This is a genomic window from Arthrobacter sp. (genome assembly GCF_031988865.1).
Taxonomy (GTDB): domain Bacteria; phylum Actinomycetota; class Actinomycetes; order Actinomycetales; family Micrococcaceae; genus Arthrobacter_B.
In genome coordinates, this window is record NZ_DALZXY010000041.1 from 1 (window position 1) to 21,130 (window position 21,130).

At 64.6% G+C, this 21,130-nt stretch carries 20 protein-coding genes and 1 tRNA gene; 13 read left to right on the plus strand and 8 right to left on the minus strand.

Annotation, left to right across the window (positions count from 1 at the left end; all coding sequences use genetic code 11):
- From RTN46_RS09155 to RTN46_RS09165, 3 genes are all read right to left on the minus strand, one after another.
- On the minus strand, positions 1–3,065 hold a 3,065-nt coding region (locus tag RTN46_RS09155), incomplete at its 3' end, for an ExeM/NucH family extracellular endonuclease (RefSeq protein ID WP_312180747.1).
- Between the two features lie 220 nt (positions 3,066–3,285).
- Complete coding sequence (locus RTN46_RS09160) at positions 3,286–3,759, minus strand: septum formation family protein (RefSeq protein WP_312180748.1); 474 nt, start codon at positions 3,757–3,759, stop codon at positions 3,286–3,288.
- Between the two features lie 275 nt (positions 3,760–4,034).
- A tRNA-Ser gene (locus RTN46_RS09165) sits at positions 4,035–4,122 on the minus strand.
- Positions 4,123–4,185: 63 nt separating this feature from the next.
- Here RTN46_RS09165 and RTN46_RS09170 point away from each other — a divergent pair.
- The 8 genes from RTN46_RS09170 to RTN46_RS09205 all read left to right on the plus strand — a co-directional run bounded on the left by RTN46_RS09170 (position 4,186) and on the right by RTN46_RS09205 (position 10,890).
- Positions 4,186–5,163 carry an NAD(P)H-quinone oxidoreductase gene (locus tag RTN46_RS09170; protein WP_312180749.1) on the plus strand — a complete coding sequence of 326 codons (978 nt, stop codon included), beginning with the start codon at positions 4,186–4,188 and terminating at the stop codon, positions 5,161–5,163.
- A gap of 40 nt (positions 5,164–5,203) precedes the next feature.
- Positions 5,204–5,644, plus strand: coding sequence for a GNAT family N-acetyltransferase (locus RTN46_RS09175; RefSeq protein ID WP_312180750.1), 441 nt, complete (start codon positions 5,204–5,206; stop codon positions 5,642–5,644).
- A 173-nt stretch (positions 5,645–5,817) separates the two neighbouring features.
- Positions 5,818–8,133: a carbon starvation CstA family protein gene (locus RTN46_RS09180; protein WP_312180751.1), complete on the plus strand. Its 2,316-nt coding sequence runs from the start codon at positions 5,818–5,820 to the stop codon at positions 8,131–8,133.
- A complete protein-coding gene (locus RTN46_RS09185) occupies positions 8,133–8,327 on the plus strand; it encodes a YbdD/YjiX family protein (protein ID WP_312180753.1) in 195 nt (64 codons plus the stop codon). Before RTN46_RS09180 ends, RTN46_RS09185 begins: the two co-directional genes overlap by 1 nt.
- Before the next feature lie 99 nt (positions 8,328–8,426).
- The gene (locus tag RTN46_RS09190) at positions 8,427–8,681 is read left to right on the plus strand and encodes a hypothetical protein (RefSeq protein WP_312180755.1); all 255 of its coding nucleotides are present in this window, start codon (positions 8,427–8,429) and stop codon (positions 8,679–8,681) included.
- 40 nt (positions 8,682–8,721) lie between these two features.
- A complete protein-coding gene (locus RTN46_RS09195) occupies positions 8,722–9,456 on the plus strand; it encodes a bacterial proteasome activator family protein (RefSeq protein WP_312180756.1) in 735 nt (244 codons plus the stop codon).
- Between the two features lie 12 nt (positions 9,457–9,468).
- Positions 9,469–9,942: a hypothetical protein gene (locus RTN46_RS09200; RefSeq protein WP_312180757.1), complete on the plus strand. Its 474-nt coding sequence runs from the start codon at positions 9,469–9,471 to the stop codon at positions 9,940–9,942.
- Between the two features lie 111 nt (positions 9,943–10,053).
- Complete coding sequence (locus tag RTN46_RS09205) at positions 10,054–10,890, plus strand: aldo/keto reductase (protein WP_312180758.1); 837 nt, start codon at positions 10,054–10,056, stop codon at positions 10,888–10,890.
- Between the two features lie 112 nt (positions 10,891–11,002).
- On the opposite strand, the gene RTN46_RS09210 is transcribed toward RTN46_RS09205, so the two are convergent.
- The 4 genes from RTN46_RS09210 to RTN46_RS09225 are packed head-to-tail and all read right to left on the minus strand — an operon-like array spanning position 11,003 to position 14,206.
- Entirely contained in the window at positions 11,003–11,401 is a 399-nt protein-coding gene (locus RTN46_RS09210; RefSeq protein WP_312180760.1) for a flagellar assembly protein FliW, read from the minus strand.
- Complete coding sequence (locus RTN46_RS09215; RefSeq protein WP_312180761.1) at positions 11,398–12,288, minus strand: flagellin; 891 nt, start codon at positions 12,286–12,288, stop codon at positions 11,398–11,400. Before RTN46_RS09215 ends, RTN46_RS09210 begins: the two co-directional genes overlap by 4 nt.
- A gap of 3 nt (positions 12,289–12,291) precedes the next feature.
- Entirely contained in the window at positions 12,292–13,692 is a 1,401-nt protein-coding gene (gene flgK / locus RTN46_RS09220) for a flagellar hook-associated protein FlgK (RefSeq protein ID WP_312180763.1), read from the minus strand.
- A gap of 28 nt (positions 13,693–13,720) precedes the next feature.
- Positions 13,721–14,206, minus strand: a complete 486-nt coding sequence (locus tag RTN46_RS09225; RefSeq protein WP_312180764.1) for a flagellar protein FlgN — start codon at positions 14,204–14,206, stop codon at positions 13,721–13,723.
- Positions 14,207–14,467: 261 nt separating this feature from the next.
- Between RTN46_RS09225 and RTN46_RS09230 the strand changes: the two genes are divergently transcribed.
- The 5 genes from RTN46_RS09230 to RTN46_RS09250 all read left to right on the plus strand — a co-directional run bounded on the left by RTN46_RS09230 (position 14,468) and on the right by RTN46_RS09250 (position 18,597).
- Positions 14,468–15,316, plus strand: coding sequence for a sigma-70 family RNA polymerase sigma factor (locus RTN46_RS09230; protein WP_312180765.1), 849 nt, complete (start codon positions 14,468–14,470; stop codon positions 15,314–15,316).
- A 140-nt stretch (positions 15,317–15,456) separates the two neighbouring features.
- Positions 15,457–16,293 (plus strand): flagellin, encoded by an 837-nt coding sequence (locus RTN46_RS09235; protein WP_312180766.1) that lies wholly within the window; start codon positions 15,457–15,459, stop codon positions 16,291–16,293.
- 189 nt (positions 16,294–16,482) lie between these two features.
- Positions 16,483–17,823, plus strand: coding sequence for a flagellar filament capping protein FliD (fliD, locus tag RTN46_RS09240; RefSeq protein ID WP_312180768.1), 1,341 nt, complete (start codon positions 16,483–16,485; stop codon positions 17,821–17,823).
- Positions 17,824–17,825: 2 nt separating this feature from the next.
- Positions 17,826–18,254, plus strand: coding sequence for a flagellar export chaperone FliS (gene fliS / locus RTN46_RS09245; protein WP_312180770.1), 429 nt, complete (start codon positions 17,826–17,828; stop codon positions 18,252–18,254).
- Entirely contained in the window at positions 18,244–18,597 is a 354-nt protein-coding gene (locus tag RTN46_RS09250) for a hypothetical protein (protein ID WP_312180772.1), read from the plus strand. Before fliS ends, RTN46_RS09250 begins: the two co-directional genes overlap by 11 nt.
- Before the next feature lie 119 nt (positions 18,598–18,716).
- Here the strand turns inward: RTN46_RS09250 and RTN46_RS09255 are convergent, their stop codons facing one another.
- A complete protein-coding gene (locus tag RTN46_RS09255) occupies positions 18,717–21,107 on the minus strand; it encodes an excinuclease ABC subunit UvrA (protein WP_312180785.1) in 2,391 nt (796 codons plus the stop codon).
- Positions 21,108–21,130 lie beyond the last annotated feature (23 nt).

Sequence of the window (21,130 nt, forward strand, 5' to 3'; positions counted from 1 at the left end):
GGCGTGCCCGCTCCTGCGCCCTCGTGGTATTCGGCAATGATGACGTCGGCCAGGTCTTCGGCGGCGAGCCGCTCGGCCACGCGGTTGACGGCTTCCACCGGGTCCCCGAACTCGAGGGTGGCGATGCCGCCGGGGGTAACCAGGGTGCCGGTCTCCTCGGTGACGGCGCCGATCACGGCCACCTGCACGCCGTTCACGTCCAGGATGGTGTATTCCGGCAGTGCCGGGGTGGTGGTGCCCTTGAGATAGACGTTGGCGCCCAGGTACTCGAAGTCCGCCGCCGGGACCACCCGGTCCGTGAGGTCGGCAAAACCGGCGTCGAACTCATGGTTGCCGACCGCCGAGGCCCGCAGGCCCAGGGCGTTCAGGACGTCGATGGTGGGCTGGTCCTGCTGCACCGAGGACGGGAAGAGCGAGGCGCCGATGTTGTCTCCGGCCGAGAGGAACAGCGAGCCGCCCTCGGGTGCTGCGGCCTTGAGCTGCTCCACCGTGCCGGCGAAGTTCACGGTGTTGGAGTCGATCCGGCCGTGGAAATCGTTGATGTTAAGCAGGTTCAGCTCGGTGGTTTCCGCCGCGGCCGGGCTCAGGTCCATTCCGACCAGGATGGGGTCGTGGTCGGAGGATCGGTAGGCGTCCGGGGCGTAGTAGTTGGTGACGTTGTAGTTGAAACGGCTGTACTCCAGGGCCACCGACTCCACGGAGTTGATGTTCCAGATGTCGGTGCCGGTCACGTCTTCGGCCGCGGCCGGGGACGCGAGGATGTGGTCCAGTGAGCCCACCAGTCCGCCGAAGGCGTAGGAGTGCTTGCCGGTGGCATCGCCCAGGTTCACGTACCCGGCCTCCGCCAGGATGCGCATGGGATCTTCGGCCGCGTAGGAGTTGAAGTCACCCAGCAGGAAAACCCGCTCCGTGCCTGCGTCGGCTGCGGCGGTGTCAGCGAAGGACACCAGGGCCTGTGCCTGGCGGACGCGGTCGGCGTTCCAGCCGCCCTGGCCATTGTCCGCGTTCTCCCCGGAGGCCGGGGGCGAGCCCTTGGACTTGAAGTGGTTCGCGATCGCCACGAAGGATTCGCTGTCCGCTCCGCCGGCGGGCTTGAAGGCCTGGGCAAGCGGTTCACGGGCGTTGGAGAACACGCTTTCGTCGTTGAGGATCGCGGATTCACCCACGGGTTCCGCGCTCGCGGTCCGGTAGATGAAGGCCGTGCGGATCACGTCTTCGGCGTCGGGCAGGGCCGCGGGGGAGCGGACGTAGTCCCAGGTGCCCGGAGCCGCTGCGTTCAGGGCCGCGGTCAGGTGTGCCAGGGCCGTGTCGCGGTCCTGGCCCAGTTCCGCTGAGTTCTCAATTTCCATGAGCCCGACGACGTCGGCGCCCAGGGCGTTGATGGCCGCAACGATCTTGGCCTGCTGGCGTTCCAGATTGTCCGCGTTGGCCGCGCCGCGGGCATCGCAGCCTCCACGGACTGTGATGGGAGCGCCGGAGCGGTCGTTGTAGAAGGTGCAGCCGGAAAGGGAGTCGCCGGTGGTGCTGAAGTAGTTCAGCACGTTGAACGACGCCAGTTTGAGGTTGCCGCCCACGCTCTGCGGTGCTGCGGTGCGGGTGTTTTCGAACGATGCCGGCTGGACGGCAGCCGCGTTGGCGGGGGTCAGCTCGGTGAGCGGCTGGAACTTCCAGGCACTGTTGCGGAAATCCAGGATCACATTCGTGGTGAACGCAACAGGCGCACCAACGCGGACCGGGCCGGACGGGGTCAGGTACGGCAGCGGTTTGGACTGGTTCGCTGCGGCGAGGAAATTGGTGGTCGCGCCGTCGTCGAGCTTCACGGCCTTGGCTGCATTCGCGGCGGCAACTGCCGCATGTTCCGGGGTGCCCACCGGGGCGACGGCGGTGGGCTGGACCAGCGGTTCGGTGCCGGCTGCAAGGCCGATTTCCGCGTACTGGTTCAGCGAGAAGTTATCGGTGATGGTGAAGTCGCCCTGGGGTGCCAGGAGCATGCCTTCGAGGGTTTCCCGTTCCGCGTCGGTTGCAGGCCAGGCGACGGTGGCGGGCTTGACCTCTTCGGCGGGTTCGGTGAGCTTGCTTAGGGCGCCGCCGGCGGCGACGGTCAGCTGCGTGAGGCCGAAGTACTCGCCCACGGTGCCGGTGACCTCGACGTAGTCGCCAACGGCGACCTGGCCTACGGTGGCCGCGGAGAAGACGAAGATTCCATCCGAGGCGGTGTGGGTTGCTGGATCGATCGTGCCGCCGGTTCCCGGGGTCTGCAGGTAGTAGCCGCTGAATCCGCCGGTGGGGTACGCGGCGGTGACCTTGCCGCGGGTGGTGACGCTCTGCCCGACGAGCGGGCTGGCGTCTCCGGTGCCCTGGATCTGCGCGATGGACACGGCGCCGTCCGGGGGATCGGTCGGATCGACCGGATCGGTTCCGCCGCCGGCGGTGTTCTTGGGCGTGACTTCGGCGTTGAGCGTGAAGTCAGCGGCGTTGTTGTTGCTGTCCGCGAAGCCTGTGCGGTTCAGGGACTTCGGGTCGCTGTTGCCGGCGGGCGCAGTGGCCGGCGCTGTCTCGAACGTGTTTGAGGTGCCGTAGCCGAGCAGGTCCACGACTCCGGCCTGGCCCAGAACCGAGCCGGTGGGCAGCGGGTTCACAGCCGTGGCCTGGTTAGAGAGCACAAGCGTGCCGGCGGCTCCGGAGAAGCTGGCACCGATGGTGGCGTCTGCGGTGGGCAGGGGAGCGCCGGAAGTGCCATTGCTCGCGCCTTGGACCAGGTAGTAGCCGCCGGCCGGAATTGTTCCGGCAAGCCGGCCCACTCCGGTGGGCGGCGTCGTTGTGCCGGCCGCGCGGTACTGGAGGGACCATCCATCCAAGCTGACCGGCGCGGCGGTGGGGTTGTAGAGCTCCACGAACTTGTTGGCGTACGGAGCGTTGGTGCTCCCGCCGCTCAGGTAGGCCTCATTGATGATGATGCCGGGAACGCCTTCCTCGGCGTGGGCGGGCACTGCCGCCAGGGGGCCGGCCAGCAGGCCGGCGGACAATGCTGTCCCCAGCACTGCCTTCCATCGCGTAGGTCTCATGCCTCATGCTCCTCAGTGGAATGGATGCTGCAGCAGGGCAAGCGGTAGCAAACCGGATGGTGCAGCAGTGGGGTGCGGTGAACCCTCTTTGCATATCCCAGCGGGGGTGGATTGACCAGTGGAGATGCCGGGTTTGAAGTCCGAACAGGCATCCGCTCTTGACAAAGCAAAAAGGGGCCCGGCACACCGAGTGCGCCGGGCCCCTTCTGAAGTAGTGCAGTTAGACCTGCGAGTTGCGGATGGTGTTGGTCAGCGGTGAGCCGTCCATGCGGTAGGCGGTGCAGAGGATTTCCCGGTCATTGCCGAGGGTCCAAGAGTAGGACGTGGGTGTGATCAGCCCGATATTCAGCACCGATTCCTGATAATCCGTGCCGATATATGCCTGGAATTCGGCGACGCAGAATTCAGCGGCTGCATCATCAACCGCGGTTTCCCCCGGGTATTCGGTGCCGGTCATATCCTTGGCCGCGTAGACCTCACTGTCGTGCTCCTGCGTGCACGGCAGGACGTCCACTTCGGTGATCTGCTCGCCGTCCGGCTCAATCAGGCAGTCGCCGACGTTCAGGTCAATGGCGTCCACCGTTTCCGGATCGATTTCCTCGACCTTCTCAACTACCTCTTCGGCCGTCGGTGAAGCGGCTGCCGAAGCAGGCTTCTCATCGGAGGATTTATCCCCTGCGGAGGGAAAGGGCACTGCACACCCCGCCAGCAAAGCCGTAAGCGACGCTGCGGCGAGAATTCTTCCGGCTCGGGACAATGGCGTCTTATGGGCCGAATGCATAGTCATAGCTCCTCAATCAGAAAATGGTTTGGTGGTCCACCCCCCAAATGGGCCGGAAACCACGTGTCAACCCTATTTCAGTGAAAGCATGCTGATGAATCGGCAAAGTAATATGCCGGCAGATTATGCATTGGCATGCACCACCGGCAAAGAAAAGCACCCCGGCTCAGTGAACCGGGGTGCAGGTGCGGAAGGTAAGGGATTCGAACCCTTGGTACGGGGTTACCGCACACTGGTTTTCAAGACCAGCTCCATCGGCCGCTCGGACAACCTTCCCCGCTAGTATTCTGGCAGATGAGCCCAATTCGCCAAAATCTTTCCACCCCGCAGGAGGCCCCCATGAAAGCCATCGTCATCACCAATCCCGGGGGACCGGACGCACTGGAGCTTCAGGACGTCCCGGCACCGGTGCCCGCTCCCGGTGAGGTCCTGATAGATGTGGCCGCTGCCGGACTGAACCGTGCCGATGTCCTGCAGCGGCAGGGGAACTACCCCGTGCCGCCGGGCGCACCGGCCTACCCGGGCCTGGAGGTCTCCGGCCGGGTGTCTGCCGTGGGAACGGGAGTCGAAGGCCTGGAAGTCGGAGCCGACGTCGTCGCGCTCCTCTCCGGTGGTGGCTACGCGGAGCAGGTGACGGTTCCCGCAGGCCAGGTGCTGCCGGTCCCGGCGGATATGGATCTGGTCACGGCGGCTGCCCTGCCCGAGGTGGCGGCCACGGTGTTCTCGAACCTCTTTATGGCCGCCGGAGTGCGGGAAGGCGAGTATGTGCTCATCCATGGCGGGGCCGGCGGGATCGGCACTATGGCCATCCAGCTGGTGGCCGCGTTCGGTGCCGTCCCTATGGTCACGGCGTCAAGCGCCTCGAAGCTGGAACTGGCGCAAAGCCTGGGTGCCAAAGTCCTGATCAACTACAAGGAGCAGGACTTCGTGGAGGAAGTCCGCCAGGCAACAGGCGGCCGCGGCGCAGACGTGATCCTGGACGTGATGGGCGCCAAGTACCTGCAGCGCAACATCGATGCGCTCGCCGTCGCCGGCCGGCTCGTCATCATCGGGCTGCAGGGCGGCACCCGGGCCGAAATCGATCTTAACGCGCTGATGACCAAGCGCTCCGCCGTTATGGGCACCACCCTGCGCGGCCGCCCGGAAGAGGAGAAGAGCGCCATCATGGCGGCGGTCGGAGAGTACGTCTGGCCGATGCTCAAGGACGGGACGGTCAAGCCGCTGGTGGACCGCACCTTCCCGCTGGCCGAAGCTGCGGCCGCCCACGAGTACTTTGACTCCGGCCAGCACATCGGCAAGATTCTCCTGACCTTGTAGCTGACCTGTAGCTGACGTGGAGGGCGATAGCGTGGACTCCATGGAGACCAGTATCCGCAGCGCCCGGAGCGCAGACCATCCTGAGCTCGTTGCCATTTGGTGCCGGGCAGTGGAAGCGACCCACGATTTCCTCACGCCCGCCGATATTGACTGGTACGAAGGCAGCCTCCCGGGGTACCTAGCCGAAGCAGAAGGGCTGCTCGTGGCGTGCAGCGAAAGCCGCCTCCTCGGTTTTGGTGCCGGGGTTGGCGGCCAGATCGACATGCTGTTCGTTGACCCTGCCGTCCACGGACGGGGGATAGGCTCCCGGCTCCTAGCTGCCCTTTCGGAAGGACAGGAAACCGTGCTCGTGGACGTCAATCAGGACAACCCAAGCGGGCGTGCCTTCTACGCCGCGAAGGGTTTCAAAGAGGCCAGCCGTTCCGAAGTGGACGACCAGGGCCGGCCTTTTCCGATTCTGCACCTGCGCCGGGATCAATAGTGCCGCCGCGGTGCCAGGTGCGACCACTCGGCGCAAAACTGGGTGCTGCCACCGAAACGAAACAGGCCGGCCCGGCGAATGTGTGATCCAGATCATGTGGCCGCTGCTACCCTCGTGCGCATCACCCGCACCCCTGGAGGTGCGGAACCGCACTGCTGATAAGGGGTAGCACCATGAGTGAGAACAAACGTCACCGGACGGGGCCGGACCGGCCCCGTCCAGGCGCCTTAGACGCCGATCTCCTGGTCCAGGATCCGGACCTGCCGCCGGTAGCCGTCGACGACGCCGCGGCAGAGGCGGAAGAGCGCAGCTGGACGCCGGCCAAGATTGCGCTCTGGACGGGCATCGCCCTGCTGGGCGGTATCAGCTGGACCATGCTCGCCATCGTCCGCGGCGAAACGGTCAACGCCATCTGGTTCGTGTTCGCCGCGGTCTGCACCTATTTCATCGGCTACCGGTTCTACTCCAAATTCATCGAGCGGAACCTGCTCAAGCCCAATGACCGCCGTGCCACCCCGGCTGAGTACAAGGCTGACGGCAAGGACTACGCCGCCACCGACCGGCGGGTGCTCTACGGTCACCACTTCGCCGCCATCGCGGGTGCCGGACCCCTGGTCGGCCCCGTGCTGGCCGCCCAGATGGGCTACCTCCCCGGGACGGTCTGGATCATCGTCGGAGTGATCCTGGCCGGCGCGGTCCAGGACTACCTGGTGATGTTCTTCTCCATGCGCCGCGGCGGGCGTTCCCTGGGCCAGATGGCCCGCGAGGAACTGGGCCTGGTCGGCGGTACCGCCGCCCTGGTCGCTACCCTGACCATCATGATCATCATCGTGGCGATCCTGGCCCTGGTGGTGGTCAACGCCCTCGGCGAAAGCCCGTGGGGCGTCTTCTCCGTGGCGATGACTATTCCGATCGCGCTGTTCATGGGGGTCTACCTGCGCTACCTGCGGCCCGGAAAGGTCACCGAGGTCTCCATCATCGGCTTCGTGCTGCTGATGCTCGCGATCGTGGGCGGCGGCTGGATCGCCGACACCGAGTGGGGCGTCGCGCTCTTCTCTTTGGAGCGGGGGACCATCGCCTGGGGCATCATCATCTACGGGTTCATCGCCGCTATCCTTCCGGTCTGGCTGCTGCTGGCCCCGCGTGACTACCTCTCCACCTTTATGAAGGTAGGCACGATCGTGATGCTGGCGGTGGCCATCATCATCGTCCGACCCGAAATCAGCGTTCCGGCATTCAGCGAGTTCGCTTCCCGGGCCGACGGGCCCGTGGTTGCCGGCCCACTCTTCCCGTTCCTCTTCGTCACCATCGCCTGCGGAGCGCTCTCCGGGTTCCACGCGCTGATCGCCTCCGGCACCACCCCGAAGATGATCGAGAAGGAACGCCAGACCCGGTTCATCGGCTACGGCGGCATGCTGATGGAATCCTTCGTGGCCATCATGGCCCTGGTGGCCGCGATCTCGATTGACCGCGGAATCTACTTCGCCATGAATGCCTCGGCGGGAGCCACCGGCGGAACCGTGGAGGGTGCCGTCGCCTTCGTGAATTCCCTCGGCCTGGCCGGGGTCAACCTGACCCCGGACATGCTCACCTCGCTGGCCGCCAACGTCGGCGAAGAGTCAGTTGTCTCCCGCACCGGCGGCGCTCCGACCCTCGCCGTCGGCCTCGCCATGATTATGCAGAGCTTCATCGGCGGGCCGGCCATGATGGCCTTCTGGTACCACTTCGCCATCATGTTCGAGGCCCTGTTCATCCTGACCGCGGTCGACGCCGGAACCCGCGTTGCGCGCTTTATGCTGCAGGATTCGATCGGCAACTTTGTCCCCAAGTTCCGCGACACGTCATGGCGGACGGGAGCCTGGATCTGTACGGCCATTATGGTCGCAGGCTGGGGGACGATCCTGATCATGGGCGTGACCGACCCGCTGGGCGGAATCAACACGCTCTTCCCGCTCTTCGGCATCGCCAACCAGCTCCTGGCAGCCATTGCACTGGCCATCTGCCTGGCCATCCTGGCGAAAAAGAACGCGTTCAAGTACATCTGGGTGGTGGCGCTGCCGCTGGCCTTCGCCGCCGTCGTGACCATCACCGCCTCGATGTACAAGATCTTCTCGGCGGTCCCCGCCGTCGGTTACTGGGCGCAGCACAACGCGTTCCGGAAGGCGCTGGAAGCCGGAGAAACCAGCTTCGGCACCGCCAAGAGCGTGGAAGCCATGGAAGCAGTGGTCCGCAACACCTTCGTCCAGGGGGTGCTGTCCATCCTGTTCGTGACGCTGGCGATCATCGTGATCGTCACCGCGGTGATGGCTTCGGTCCGTTCCTACCGTTCCGGAGGTGCCCCGAGCGCCGAAGACCCGGCGGTACCGTCGCGGACCTTCGCGCCGGCAGGGTTCTTTGGCACACCGCTGGAGAAGGAGATCGAGGCACAGTGGAAGGCACTGCCGCAGGAGAAGAAGCCGTCGCCCAAGACGGCGGGAGCCGGACACTGATGGCAGCCGCCATCGCCGGTCACCTGCGCGGCTTGGTGCGTTTCTTCCGTGACGTTATGGGGGAGGACGCCTACCGCAAGTACCAGGCGCACCACACTGCGTCAGGCTGCAGCGGCCCGCCAATGACAGAGCGGGAATTCTGGAAGGAGAAGATGGACCGCCAGGACCACAATCCGGGCGGTCGCTGCTGCTGACCACCAACCCATCGGGAGGGCCGAACGGAACTGTTTCTGCCCTCCCGATGGAACCCGCCGGGCCTTGAGGCCGGTGCCCGATCCTGCTTTGCTGGGTAGATGCCCGGAAAAGAAGACCTGCCCCAGGACCCGCACCTCCGCGAAGACATCAGCATTCCCTTCCCGGAACCGGATAACGAGGACGAACATCTGGCTGAGGATGTCTTCCTCCCACAGGGGGAAAAGGACTCTGGTCCTGAATTCGATTCACGGCACTACACCTCTGGCCAGCTCAACGCCGGCCAGTACGCTGCCGGGCTGAGTCCCAACGGCGAGTACGCGGAAAAGCGGGAGGAAGAGCTGGAAAGCGACTGAACCCCGGAACAACCCGGACCTAGCGTGAGAGCATTAATCCATGACTGAACAGAACGGATCTGCGGCCGCGACCGGGGCTCAGATCCCCGCGGCTCCGACCGGAGAAACGTCCCAGTTCCCGGAGCGGGACGGCACCGATGCCAGCCCAGGCAGCGGGACGGCGCAGGGTCCGGCAGCACCGGCCCAGCCGGACGGTTCGGGGCGCCAAGACGGTGCAGGCAAACAGGGCGACGCCGCAGACAGCCAGGACAAATCCGGGCCCGCGAAGCTGAACGATCTGGTGGATGAACCCGCGAAGGTCATGCGCATCGGCACCATGATCAAGCAGTTGCTCGAAGAGGTGCGCAACGCTCCGCTGGACGATGCGGCACGTAACCGGCTCGCCGAGATCCACGCCAGATCGCTCAAGGAACTTTACGACGGACTGGCTCCGGAACTGGTCACCGAACTGCAGCGGATCAACCTGCCGTTCCTTGAGGACGCCACTCCCACCGACGCCGAGCTGCGCATCGCACAGGCACAGCTGGTTGGTTGGCTGGAGGGACTGTTCCGCGGCATCCAAACCGCGATCGTAGCCCAGCAGACCGCCAATCAGCAGATGCAGAGCCGTCTGCAACTGAGGCAGCTGCCGCCCGGAACGGTCCTCGCCCCGGGCGTGGTGGTCGGGGAAGACGGCGAACCGCGCCGCGCCGGTGCCGTCCAGGGCCAGCCGGGGCAGGGCCCCGGAGCGGGGGGCCGAATCGAACCCCACGCAGGACCCGGCCAGTATCTGTAGAATTTTTGCAAGATGGCACTTTTCGCAGCAGCCCGGCAGGGGCGCAAGGACGACGCTGAACTCGGCATGGGTGTGTGGCGGCGGGCTCACGACCGCTTCACCCGTGGCCTGGACCGCTACCACCAGATGCTCGAAGGGGTGGAGGACGATGCCCTCTATAACGAGCTGGCCCTCGTAGCCAACGAACTTTCCGGACTGCTGCCCCGGGTCCGTGCGGTCTGCGTCTCCGCCCAGAAGCAGCTTCCCAGCGCCGGCCAGGACATCCCGGGCGGATTGACCGGCGTCCACCGTGCCCTCTCCCGGTCAGGCAATTCGCTTGCGGCTACCGCGGAAGCAGCGGCCATGTCCCGGCTGGAAGGTGAGCGCTGGGGGATCGCCTCCTCGGGGATTGAAAACGTCCGCCGCAGGGCCCAGCTCGTGGAGCAGGACATCGCGGAGGCAGAGCGCGTCCTCCTCCCGGAACAGCCCAACGGCTCTCCGGTCTAGGCACCCAGGGAAGCGCCCCTCGCCGTTCCAGCGGCGGAGACGGATTTCGCGTCAAGCAAACAGCAGCCTATTTGGTCGGGACAGTGCCAATGTCTTGGCAGGATGGGGAGCATGACTACATCTCCTCTCGTCCCATTCAATGACGGCCACACCATCCCCCAGCTCGGCTACGGCGTCTGGCAGGTCGCGGACGACCTCGCGGAAAAGACCGTAGGCATGGCCTTCGAGGCCGGGTACCGCCACATCGACACCGCCAAGATCTACGGCAACGAAGCCGGCGTCGGCCGCGCCATTGCCGCCTCAGGGCTGCCGCGCGAAGACCTGTTCATCACCACCAAGGTCTGGAACGCCGACCAGGGGTACGAAGAAACGCTGGCCGCCTTCGACGCTTCGATGGAGCGCCTGGGCCTGGAATCCCTGGACCTGTACCTGATCCACTGGCTCCAGCCGAAGCAGGGCAAGTACGTTGACACCTGGAAGGCGCTCATCGAGCTGCAGAAGTCCGGCCGGGTCAAGTCGATCGGTGTCTGCAACTTCACGGTCGAGGCACTGCAGGAAATCATCGATGCCACCGGCGTCGTCCCCGTCCTGAACCAGGTGGAAACCCACCCGTACCTTGCCCAGACCGAACTGCGTGAGTTCGAGGCGAAGCACGGCATCCGCCACGAGGCCTACTCCCCGCTCGGCTCCGGCAAGGGCCTGCTGGATGACGCGGTACTGCAGGAAATCGCAGCCAAGTACGACGGCGCCACCCCCGCCCAGGTGGTCATCGCCTGGCACCTGGCCCTCGGCAACATCGTGATCCCGAAGTCCGTGACCGAGTCCCGCATCCAGGAGAACTGGGCTGCCCTGGACCTCAAGCTGTCCGATGAAGACATCGAGGCGATCAACGCCCTGGACAACGGCACCCGCTTCGGCGCCGACCCGGCGACGTCCGACTTCGCCTAATCCCCGGCACCAGGCCTGGGCCTGAACCGAAATAGCAGAAGAGGCTCTTCCCATCGCTGGGAAGAGCCTCTTCTGCTATTTCGTTCTGTGGGGCTTCGTTCTGTGGGGCGGGCTAGGCCGCCGCTGCAGCTTCCAACGGGGCCCGCAACGGCCAGTCGCCGCCTTCCAGGATCACCTGGGCGCATTGCCAGGTCCGGGTGTTGACGATTACCGGGGCAAGCAGGTTCACCGTGGTCCCGCCGTCGGACGGGTTGGCGACCACCAGAACGCGGGCATCAGCCGGGTCTTCGAGTCCAAGCTGCCGCGCCTGCTCGTCCGAGATTTCCGGGTTGTAGTCGGGCAGGTAGACGGATGCGTCGATCGCATAGAAGCGGCGCTTTCCGCCGGATGACTCGGTGCCGGTCAGCGAGTACAGTCCGCTGGCACCCTCCACGTCCACCAGATCGAATGCCGTCAGGGGTTCCAGCCCGGGCGGCGGGGCAAGGAAACGGACCGGCGTCACGGTGCTCATCGCAGGAAGTCCATCAAAGTGGGCTGCAGGACCTTGGCCGTTACGGCCAGGGAGGACTGGTAGGCCAGTTCCTGGAGCTTCAGGTCCATGATGACCGTCGCAGTGTCCAGGTCCTCGATGCCGGAGCGCCGGGATTCCAGGCTTACGGCCTGCTCCATGTTGGCTTCCTCTGCTTTCAGGACGCGGGCATGGCGGATGCCGACGTCGGAGTGCTGGGAGAGTACGTTGTCGCTGCTCGCATCGATGCCGGCCAGGTGTTTGCTGATGTCCCCGTTGCCCCGCAGATCCGAGACCAGGGAATCAAGCTTGGTGAAGACGTCGCCAAAGACTGCCTCGGCACTGGCATCAACGCGGACGGTGGTGTTCGCATCCAGCCGGCGGGTGACCGGTCCGTCGGAGGCACCCGTGAACGTGTAGACGGCGGGGTCAACGGAGTTGTCCACCTTCACGGCGGACCCCGCGTCGGAGTTGCCGGCAAAGATGTTCCGGCCCAGGTGTGAGGTGTTCGCCTGCGCCAGGAGATCCGCCTTAAGGCCCTCCACCTCGGTGGCGATGGCGGCCTTGCTGGCCGGCGTCGTCGTCGCGCTGGCCGCGGTAATGGCCAGGTCCTTGATCTTGGTAAGGATCTCCGTGGTGCGGGTCATGGCTCCGTCGAGCGTGGCGAGCCAGCTGTTCGCATCCGTGATGTTGTTCTTGTACGCGCTGTTGGCCCGGATTTCGCCGCGGACCTTCAGGGCGTCGGCCGTGCCGGACGGATCGTCCGAAGGCCGGGTGATCGCTGCGGAGGTCTGGGCCTGCTCCTGCAGCTTGGCCAGCCGGGAAATATTCGCCTGCAGGTTCTGCTGGGCGTTGCGCGCCAGCATCAGGTTGGAGGTACGGGAGATCACGGGTTACCTTCCCACAATGCCGGTGCGGTTGATGAGGGTGTCGAGCATTTCGTCGATGGCTGTCATGACCCGGGCAGCACCCTGGTAGGCGTGCTGGTAGGCAAGCAGGTTCAGGTTTTCCTCGTCCAGATCCACCGAGGAGTTGGACAGCTGCATACCGACGGCGGACGAAGCGGCAAGCCCGGCGAGGTCCGCCTGCTTCATCTCCACCCGGGCGCTGGCGCCGATGCCGCTGACAAAGTTCGCCCAGACCGAGTCGGGCGAGCCTGGGCCGGAGCCCAGCTGCGCGATTGCGTCAGCGATGGAATTATCCTGTGCGCCCTGGCCCGGGGCCCCGGTGGCGATCCCGTCGGCACCGGTCGGAATGACTTTGAGTGAAAGCGCAGCGGGATCGGTGCCGTGACTGAAGAAATCACCCATCACGGTACCGGCAGTGTTCACGCCGCCGTTGTGGACCCCGTTGACCGCGCTGGCCAGGGCCTTGGCGAAGTTGTTGTAGCCCTCCGCAGCGGAGGCGAGAGTTCCGCCGTCGGACGCAGGGGCGAGGATGCTGAGCGCACCGGCGATTTCGCCGCTGACGGCCATGTTGGACCCGGGACGGTGGCTCCATTCCAGGCGCGGGGCTTCGGATCCCATGGCAACCCCGCCGGCGACCTGCACGGGTCGGACGGTATCCCCGGAGACGATGGCGTTGCCGTCGATCAGCACATCGACCATGCCGTTCTCCGATTCGCGGACCGTTCCGCCGGCCAGGGCGGCGATGGTGGTCGTTAGCGCATTGCGCTGGTCGATCAATTCATTAGCGCTTCCGCCGGAAGCCAGGGTTGTGCGGATCTGCGCATTCAGCGAGGCGATCTGCGAGGCCGCGCCGTTAAGCTCCGCCTCCATGTCCTTGAGCTGCTTGTAAGCGCCGGTCCATTGCTCCTCCACAGCCTTGTAACCGGTGGCAATCTGCCCAGCCACAATGTTGGCCTGCCCAAGCAGCGAAGTGGCCGCGGCCTCGTTCCCGGGGGACTTGGAGACACCCTGCCATGCTGCCCAGAACTCGCCGAGGGAGGCGGAAATGCCGTTCTTCCCGGGCTCGTTCAGGCTGGTTTCCAGACCGGCCAGGGCATTGGCCCGTACGGCGGAGAAGCCGGCTGCCGAGGCTGTGGCCCGGACCCGGGCATCCAGCTGCAGGCTGCCGAGACGGGCGATCCCATCGACGGAGACGCCCTCGCCGGGCCGCGCACCGGTGGAGAACCTGCCGGTAATGGATGCCCCGCCCATGGCGGAGGTGGTGACCCGCTGCCGGGTGTACCCCGGAGTGTTGACGTTGGCAATGTTCTGCCCAACGATGTCGAGTCCCCTGCGTGCGGCACTCAGACCGGTGTAAGCGGTGTTCAGGCCGCTGAAGGTGCTCATGGCGTGATGATTCCTTTGTTCACGGTCTCTACAGTTGCTTATCCACTATGCGGGCACCGCTGCCGGGCCTGGCTGAGGTGCCGCTGGATGTGTATGTCTTGCTCTCGGTGCCCAGGCCGGCGAGGGTTTCCTGGGCCGAGCGTGCGGCAGTGCGCAGGAACTGTTCGTTGGTGTCCCGCAGGTCGCGGATCCGCACTGTCAGTTCCGTCATCGCCTGCAGGTGGGCCGTGAAAATTTCAGTCCACGGTCCGGGAGGTGCTGCGGCAATGATCTGCCGAAGAGTTGCATCTTCGGCTATGCCCCATTCCTCCGCGAGTTCGGAAACGGCCACCGTCCTGGCCAGATTCGCGATTCGCAGGCGGTCAAGAACCTGCTCCACTTCCCGGGTGGCGTGCTGGAGCCAGCGCGTTTTCCCCGAGGTTAGGAGCAGCTGTTCTTCCTCGAGCTTGAAGGTCAGGAGCTCTAACAGTTCCCGTTCTTCCCAGAGTAATGCGGACAATTTCTGGGTACCCATGTCTAGCTCACCTCCTGCGATGCACGTGAGTGCTTTGTCTCCGATGGATGTGGAACCACACCCGGCAACGGTTTCAAAGACACCCGCCCCCACAGGCTGAAAAACTTTTAATCCGTCAGACACACCTATCGGCGTTTGCAATCCCAATGTTAGTGGTATGTTGCACTTATTACGCCAAAGTATGGAATCTCCCGGGAGACTCAGCTCCTGTCCTAGCGGCAAGCGTATTTTGTTGGGGAACAAGGACTTGGGGGTCCATAGTTGAATCGCGAAGAACGCAACCGTCTGGTTGTGGAGAACTTACCGCTGGTCGGATATCTGGTTTCAGAGGTGTGTGCCAAAGTGACACATCTCTCCAGGGACGATCTGGCATCCGTTGGGGCCATCGCCCTGATCACTTCCGCTGACTCCTTTAACGGGGAACTTGGTGTGCCCTTTGGCGCCTACGCGCGCCGCCGGATCGTTGGGGCTTTTGCCGACGAAATGCGCTCGAATGACTGGGCCACCCGGACGGCCCGCAAGCGCATCAAGGAAACGCTCGCGGTGAAGGAAGCGCTGACAGCAGCGCTCGGCCGGAACCCGAAGGTGGACGAGATAGCGTCCGCCATGGGCGTTGACCGCACCGCGGCCGAGGATGCGCTGGCTGATGCCTCGCGCACGGTGTCACACCTTGATGACTCTGCCTCTGATGCCCTGGTCAGCGAGTTGCCTTCGCCGGAGGGCTCAGTACTGACCGCGGAGAGCATGAAGTACCTCCGTGCGGCCGTGGCTGCCCTGCCGGAGAAGATGCGCTACATCGTGGAGCAGGTCTACTTCCATGACCGGTCCGTCAAGGACCTGGCCGCGGAGCTGGGCGCCACGCACTCCGCCGTATCCCAGCAGCGTGCCGAGGCGGTCCGCCTGCTGCGCGACGGCCTGGGGACGCATTATTCGGATACCGAGACGCCGGCTCCGATCGAATCCCGCATTTCGCCGGCCCGGCGCAACGCCTACCTGTCTTCGGTGGCGGAGTGGACGGCCGGTGGCCTCACCCGCCAGGACCCGCATTTCCATCCCACGGGGTTCTCTGCACCGGGTGGGCACGGCGTCCTGAACACTGCTGTGTCCTAGTTACTGCAGTGTCCTAAGTCTCAAACCGGCAGAAAAAACTTTTCGAAATTCCTAACACGCGTGGGGCACGGGTCGATAGCTAGGGGTACAGGCCCACGGATGGGCCTCGTAGTTATCGCCCAATCACGGAGGAATTCATCATGGGTTTCACAATTGCAACTAACACCTCTTCGCTCAACGCGATGCGTAACCTGAACCTGAACCAGTCGGCTCAGTCCAAGTCGGTGGAGCGCCTGTCCAGCGGCTTCCGCATCAACCGCGCGGCTGACGACGCTGCCGGCCTGGCCATCTCCGAGGGCCTGAAGAACCAGATCTCGGGCCTGACCCAGGCTGGCCGCAACGCCCAGGACGGCATCAGCGTCATCCAGACCGCTGAAGGCGCCCTGACCGAGGTCCACAACGTCCTGAACCGCATGCGCGACCTCGCTGTCCAGGGTGGTAACGAATCCAACAACGCCGAATCCCTGGGTGCGCTGAAGAAGGAAGCCGACGCACTCGGCATGGAGCTCAACCGCATTGCCACGGGCACCAAGTTCAACGGGATCGCGCTGATGACTGCCGGAACCATGGACATCCAGGTTGGTGCCGGAAGCGGGGCCACGGATTCCATCTCCATCGCCCTGACGGACATGACCACGGCCATCGGCGGGCTCATGAGCGCTACCGGTGCAACTGACTTCCTGGTCACCGACAACGCAGCCGCCAAGACGACCATCACGGCTCTGGACGCCGCCATCACGGCGATTTCCACCTCCCGTTCGGACCTCGGTGCACAGCAGAACCGCCTGGAATCCACCGCACGCTCCATCGCGGTGTCCGTCGAGAACCTCTCCGCCGCCAACTCCCGCATCCGCGACACGGACATGGCAGCGGAAATGGGTAACTTCACCAAGTCCCAGATCCTCTCGCAGGCCGCCACTGCAATGCTGGCCCAGGCCAACCAGATGAACTCCGGCGTTATGCAGCTCCTGCAGTAATAACGGATTCAGAAGCGGTATCAGCACCAAAGCAGTAGAAGCAGTAACCGCTTAACCGGCAGGTGAATGGCCGCTGGCGGGAGAAGATCGACTTGGACCTCACTCTTCCCCCGTCAGCCCATTCCCTGCCTGAAGCGTTTTAGCAACCCCTGCCGGATGCAGTGCAGGGAACGTACAAGGAGTAAACACATGGCGCTAGGCATCGACGGAATCATCAGCGGTATCAAGACCACCGAGATGATCAAGCAGCTCATGGAGATCGAAGCCCGTCCGCAGCTGCTGCTGAAGAACAAGGCCAGCATCACCCAGAGCTTCGTCAGTGCCCTCCAGTCCCTCAACGCCAAGATTGCGTCGCTGACGGAGAACGCGCTCAAAGTGTCCAAACCGGCTGGCACGGACCTCTACAAGGCCACGAGTAGTTCGGATAAGCTCACCGCCACCGTCGGAGCCGGTGCAGCACCAGGTTCGCTGGACATCTCCATCACCCAGAACGCGACCGCCCAGGTTTCGCTTTCCTCAGCGATTGCCGCCTGGCCCACCAACAGTGCCCTCGCCATCTCCGCCAACGGGACCACCACCTCCTTCGACACCACGGATAAGTCCATTGACCAGGTCATCAGCGAGGTCAACAAGGCCAATCTGGGCGTTACCGGCGTAAAAATTGCCACCGGCAGCGTGAACGGGGTCCAGCAGTACCGCGTCCAGTTCACAGCCACGAAGACCGGTGCTGAAGGAGCCTTCACGGCCAGTATCGACGGAACAGACCTGGATGTGCTGAAGACCGCCCAGGATGCAAAACTCACCCTCTGGGCCGGGACGCCCGCCGCACAGGAGATCACCTCCTCCACCAACACTTTCAAGGGCCTCATGCCCGGGGTCGATATCACCCTCGCAGCCAACACGCCAGCTAACACCGCCGTTACGTTGACGGTGGAGCGGGACGACGAAGCGATCTCCAAGGTTGCCTCTGAACTGGTCGATGCCCTGGCTGACGTCTTCGGGTTCATCAATAAGAACAGCGCAGTCACGGTCACCACCAAGAATGGCGTGACGACCACCACCGGCGGACTGTTTACCGGCGACGCCAGCATCCGTGACGTAAAACGCCAGGTCATCGACGCGGCTACCGCACCGATTGACGGACGGTCGCCGTCGGACATCGGCATTGTCATCACGAAGGACGGCACCGTCGAATTCAACGCCGAGAAGTTCGCCGAGGCCATGACGGCGGACCCGGCGAAGACGCAGGCCGCCCTCCAGACCATTTCCGGACGGATCGAAGCGGCTGGCAAGATAGCCTCTGACAAATACGAGGGTGTGCTCACCCAGCGGATCACCGGCCAGGAAACCACGCTCAAGGACCTCAATTCCCAGATCGAGGGATGGGACCGGCGCCTGGTCAGCCGCGAATCCACGCTGAAAATTATCTGGACCAATCTGGAAGTAAAGCTCAGCCGTCTGCAGTCCCAGCAGGAGTGGCTGACTGGACAGCTGGCCTCGCTCAACGGCTCCAACTCGGGCAGCAAGTGACCGTGAGCTACGGGCTGCAGGCCAAACGGGCCGAATACATCCGGGACGCAGTGATGTCTGCGTCTCCCGTCCGGCTGCTCACCATGCTCTATGACCGGATGCTGCTGGACCTGAACCGGGCCGAGGCCGCCCAGCAGGCCGGAAACTGGCCAGCCGCCTCGGAGCAGCTGATCCACGCGCAGGCGATCGTGGCCGAGCTCAGCGGAACCCTCAAGGTCGACGAGTGGGAGGGCGGCGAGAACCTCCAAGCCATCTACGGCTACGTGATGAAGGCCCTGGTGGAAGCGAACCTCCAGCACAGTGCGGCCATGACCCGCGAGTGCATCAACCTGCTTGAGCCGCTGCGTGCAGCGTGGCACGAGGCAGCTGCCCAGCTGCCTGCCCAGGCACCCGCACCCACCGGAACAGGCGGCACCCTCGGTGTCGGCTGAACCCACGGAGCAGTACCTCGGGGAGGACCCGGCGGATGAGGAGAACCTGGAGCGCTGGGATGAAATCCTGACCCAGCTTGAAGACAACCTGGAGGCGTTTCTGGACGGCAGCACCGTCCTGGAACAGGCACAGAGCGTCGCAAACGCCTGGCACCCTCCGCACGACCTCGGTCCGCTCCCGGCACAGTTCGCGACGCGGGCCAGGCTGCTGTCCTTGGCTCAGCAGCGTGCGTACCAGCAGCTGCGCAATGAGTCCCGCATGATCCGCAAGCAGGCCGAACTTATCCGCAGCGTGCCTACGGCGTCCTCGGGCGGCGCCGTGTATCTCGACGTCGCCGGCTAAGCTGCCAACACCGCCTCAGGGGCCGCAATCCCAGGGGCACCAGCCCGCGGGCAGCTGAGCCGGTTCCTGCCGGAGGCCAGGATCCATCAGGCTCCCGAAGGCAGGAAACGGCCCAGCCGTCAGCGGCCCACGTACGCGGCCAGATGCTCCCCGGTGAGGGTGGAGCGGGCGGCCACCAGATCGGCCGGTGTTCCCTCGAAGACGATCGTCCCGCCGTCGTGACCCGCTCCGGGCCCCATGTCGATGATCCAGTCCGCATGCGCCATCACCGCCTGGTGATGCTCGATCACGATCACCGACTTACCCGATTCCACCAGCCGGTCCAGCAGTCCCAGCAGCTGCTCGACGTCGGCCAGGTGCAGTCCCGTAGTGGGTTCGTCGAGGACGTAAACGTCACCCTTCTCCGCCATCTGCGTGGCAAGCTTCAGCCGCTGGCGCTCACCGCCCGAAAGCGTGGTCAGCGGCTGACCCAGGCTGAGATAGCCCAGCCCAACGTCTGCGAGCCGGGAGAGCACCTTGTGAGCTGCGGGTGTCCGGGGTTCGCCGTCGCTGAAGAAGTCCTCGGCCTCCGTCACTGACATGGCCAGGACTTCCGCGATGTTGCGTCCGCCCAGGGTGTACTCCAGTACCTGGGCCTGGAACCGCTTACCTCCGCATTCCTCGCAGGTGGATTCGACCGTCGCCATCACACCGAGGTCGGTATAAATCACGCCGGCACCGTTGCAGACCGGACACGCGCCCTCGGAATTGGAGCTGAACAGTGCCGGCTTCACGCCGTTGGCCTTGGCGAAAGCCTTGCGGATCGGCTCCAGCAGGCCGGTGTAGGTCGCCGGGTTGCTGCGCCGGGAACCTTTGATCCCGCTCTGGTCAATAACTACGACGCCGTCGCGCCCTGCCACTGAACCCCGGATGAGGGAGCTTTTGCCTGAACCGGCAACCCCGGTGAGCGCGCAGAACACCCCGAGCGGAATATCGACGTCGACGTCCTGGAGGTTGTTGGTGGAGGCGCCGCGGACCTCAAGGGCGCCGCTGGCCTGCCGCACCGAATCCTTCAGCTGGGCCCGGTCATCGAGGTGCCGTCCCGTTACGGTATCCGCCGCACGCAGGCCCTCGAGTGTGCCCTCGAAGCAGATCTGGCCGCCGCCGGCGCCGGCCCCCGGCCCCAGATCCACCACGTGGTCGGCAATCGCGATCATCTCCGGCTTGTGCTCCACCACCAGGACGGTGTTGCCCTTGTCCCGCAGTTGCAGCAGGAGCTGGTTCATCCGTTCGATGTCGTGCGGGTGCAGTCCGATCGTTGGCTCATCGAAGACGTAGGTCACGTCGGTGAGGGAGGAGCCCAGATGGCGGATCATCTTGGTCCGCTGTGATTCGCCGCCGGAAAGGGTCCCGGAGGGGCGGTCGAGGGAGAGATATCCGAGGCCAATCTCGGTGAAGGAATCCAGCAGGTGCTGCAGGCCGGCCAGCAGGGGAGTGACCGAGGGCTCGTCGAGTTCCCGCACCCAGTCGGTGAGGTCGCTGATCTGCATGGAACACAGGTCGGCGATGTTCTTCCCATTGATTTTCGAGGACAGCGCTTCCTGGCTGAGCCGGGTGCCGCCGCACTCGGGGCAGGCCGAGAAGGTGATGGCCCGATCCACGAAGGCACGGATGTGGGGCTGCATCGCCTCCCGGTCCTTGGAGAGGATGGACTTCTGGATCTTGGGGATCAAGCCTTCAAAGGTGACATTGATGCCTTCCACCTTGAGCTTGGTCGGCTCCTGGTAGAGGAGGGCTTGGAGCTCCTTCTTCGTGAACCGGTTGATCGGTTTTGATGCGTCGAAGAGGCCGGTGTTGCTGAAAATCCGGCCGTACCAGCCGTCCATGCTGTAGCCCGGGACGGTCAGGGCCCCGTCCAGGATCGATTTGCTGTCGTCGTACAACGCCGTGAGGTCGAAGTCGCTGACCGATCCCATGCCCTCGCACCGCGGGCACATACCGCCCAGCCGGTTGAAGGTCGCTTTCTCCGCCTTGGTCTTGCCGCCGCGTTCAACCGTGATCGCTCCGCTGGCCTTCACCGACGGCACGTTGAAGGAGTACGCGTTGGGGGAGCCGATGTGCGGGCTGCCCAGCCTGCTGAACAGGATGCGCAGCATGGCGTTGGCATCGGTGGCAGTGCCGACCGTGGAACGCGGATTGGCGCCCATCCGCTCCTGGTCCACGATGATCGCCGTCGTCAGCCCTTCCAGCCTGTCGACGTCGGGCCGGGACAGCGACGGCATAAAGCCCTGGAGGAAGGCACTGTACGTCTCATTGATCATCCGCTGGGAGTCAGCGGCGATGGTGGCGAAAACCAGGGAGCTCTTGCCCGATCCGGAGACTCCGGTGAACACTGTCAGCCGCCGTTTGGGAATCTCGACGCTGATGTCCTTGAGGTTGTTTTCCCGCGCGCCCATCACCCGTATGAGGTCATGGCGGTCCGCGGGATGCGCCTGGGATACCTGCGCGGACCGATCCGTGGCCATGCTCATTGTTTCTCCCTTGATCGGGTCCT

Coding starts and splice junctions, on each gene's coding strand:
- flgK (WP_312180763.1), bottom strand. CDS start 13,692: ATGAGCACCTTCAGCGGCCTGAACACCGCTTACACCGGTCTGAGTGCC.
- RTN46_RS09195 (WP_312180756.1), top strand. CDS start 8,722: ATGACTGAACAGAACGGATCTGCGGCCGCGACCGGGGCTCAGATCCCC.
- RTN46_RS09180 (WP_312180751.1), top strand. CDS start 5,818: ATGAGTGAGAACAAACGTCACCGGACGGGGCCGGACCGGCCCCGTCCA.
- fliD (WP_312180768.1), top strand. CDS start 16,483: ATGGCGCTAGGCATCGACGGAATCATCAGCGGTATCAAGACCACCGAG.
- RTN46_RS09190 (WP_312180755.1), top strand. CDS start 8,427: ATGCCCGGAAAAGAAGACCTGCCCCAGGACCCGCACCTCCGCGAAGAC.
- RTN46_RS09185 (WP_312180753.1), top strand. CDS start 8,133: ATGGCAGCCGCCATCGCCGGTCACCTGCGCGGCTTGGTGCGTTTCTTC.
- RTN46_RS09235 (WP_312180766.1), top strand. CDS start 15,457: ATGGGTTTCACAATTGCAACTAACACCTCTTCGCTCAACGCGATGCGT.
- RTN46_RS09175 (WP_312180750.1), top strand. CDS start 5,204: ATGGAGACCAGTATCCGCAGCGCCCGGAGCGCAGACCATCCTGAGCTC.
- RTN46_RS09205 (WP_312180758.1), top strand. CDS start 10,054: ATGACTACATCTCCTCTCGTCCCATTCAATGACGGCCACACCATCCCC.
- RTN46_RS09255 (WP_312180785.1), bottom strand. CDS start 21,107: ATGAGCATGGCCACGGATCGGTCCGCGCAGGTATCCCAGGCGCATCCC.
- RTN46_RS09210 (WP_312180760.1), bottom strand. CDS start 11,401: ATGAGCACCGTGACGCCGGTCCGTTTCCTTGCCCCGCCGCCCGGGCTG.
- RTN46_RS09200 (WP_312180757.1), top strand. CDS start 9,469: ATGGCACTTTTCGCAGCAGCCCGGCAGGGGCGCAAGGACGACGCTGAA.
- RTN46_RS09170 (WP_312180749.1), top strand. CDS start 4,186: ATGAAAGCCATCGTCATCACCAATCCCGGGGGACCGGACGCACTGGAG.
- RTN46_RS09225 (WP_312180764.1), bottom strand. CDS start 14,206: ATGGGTACCCAGAAATTGTCCGCATTACTCTGGGAAGAACGGGAACTG.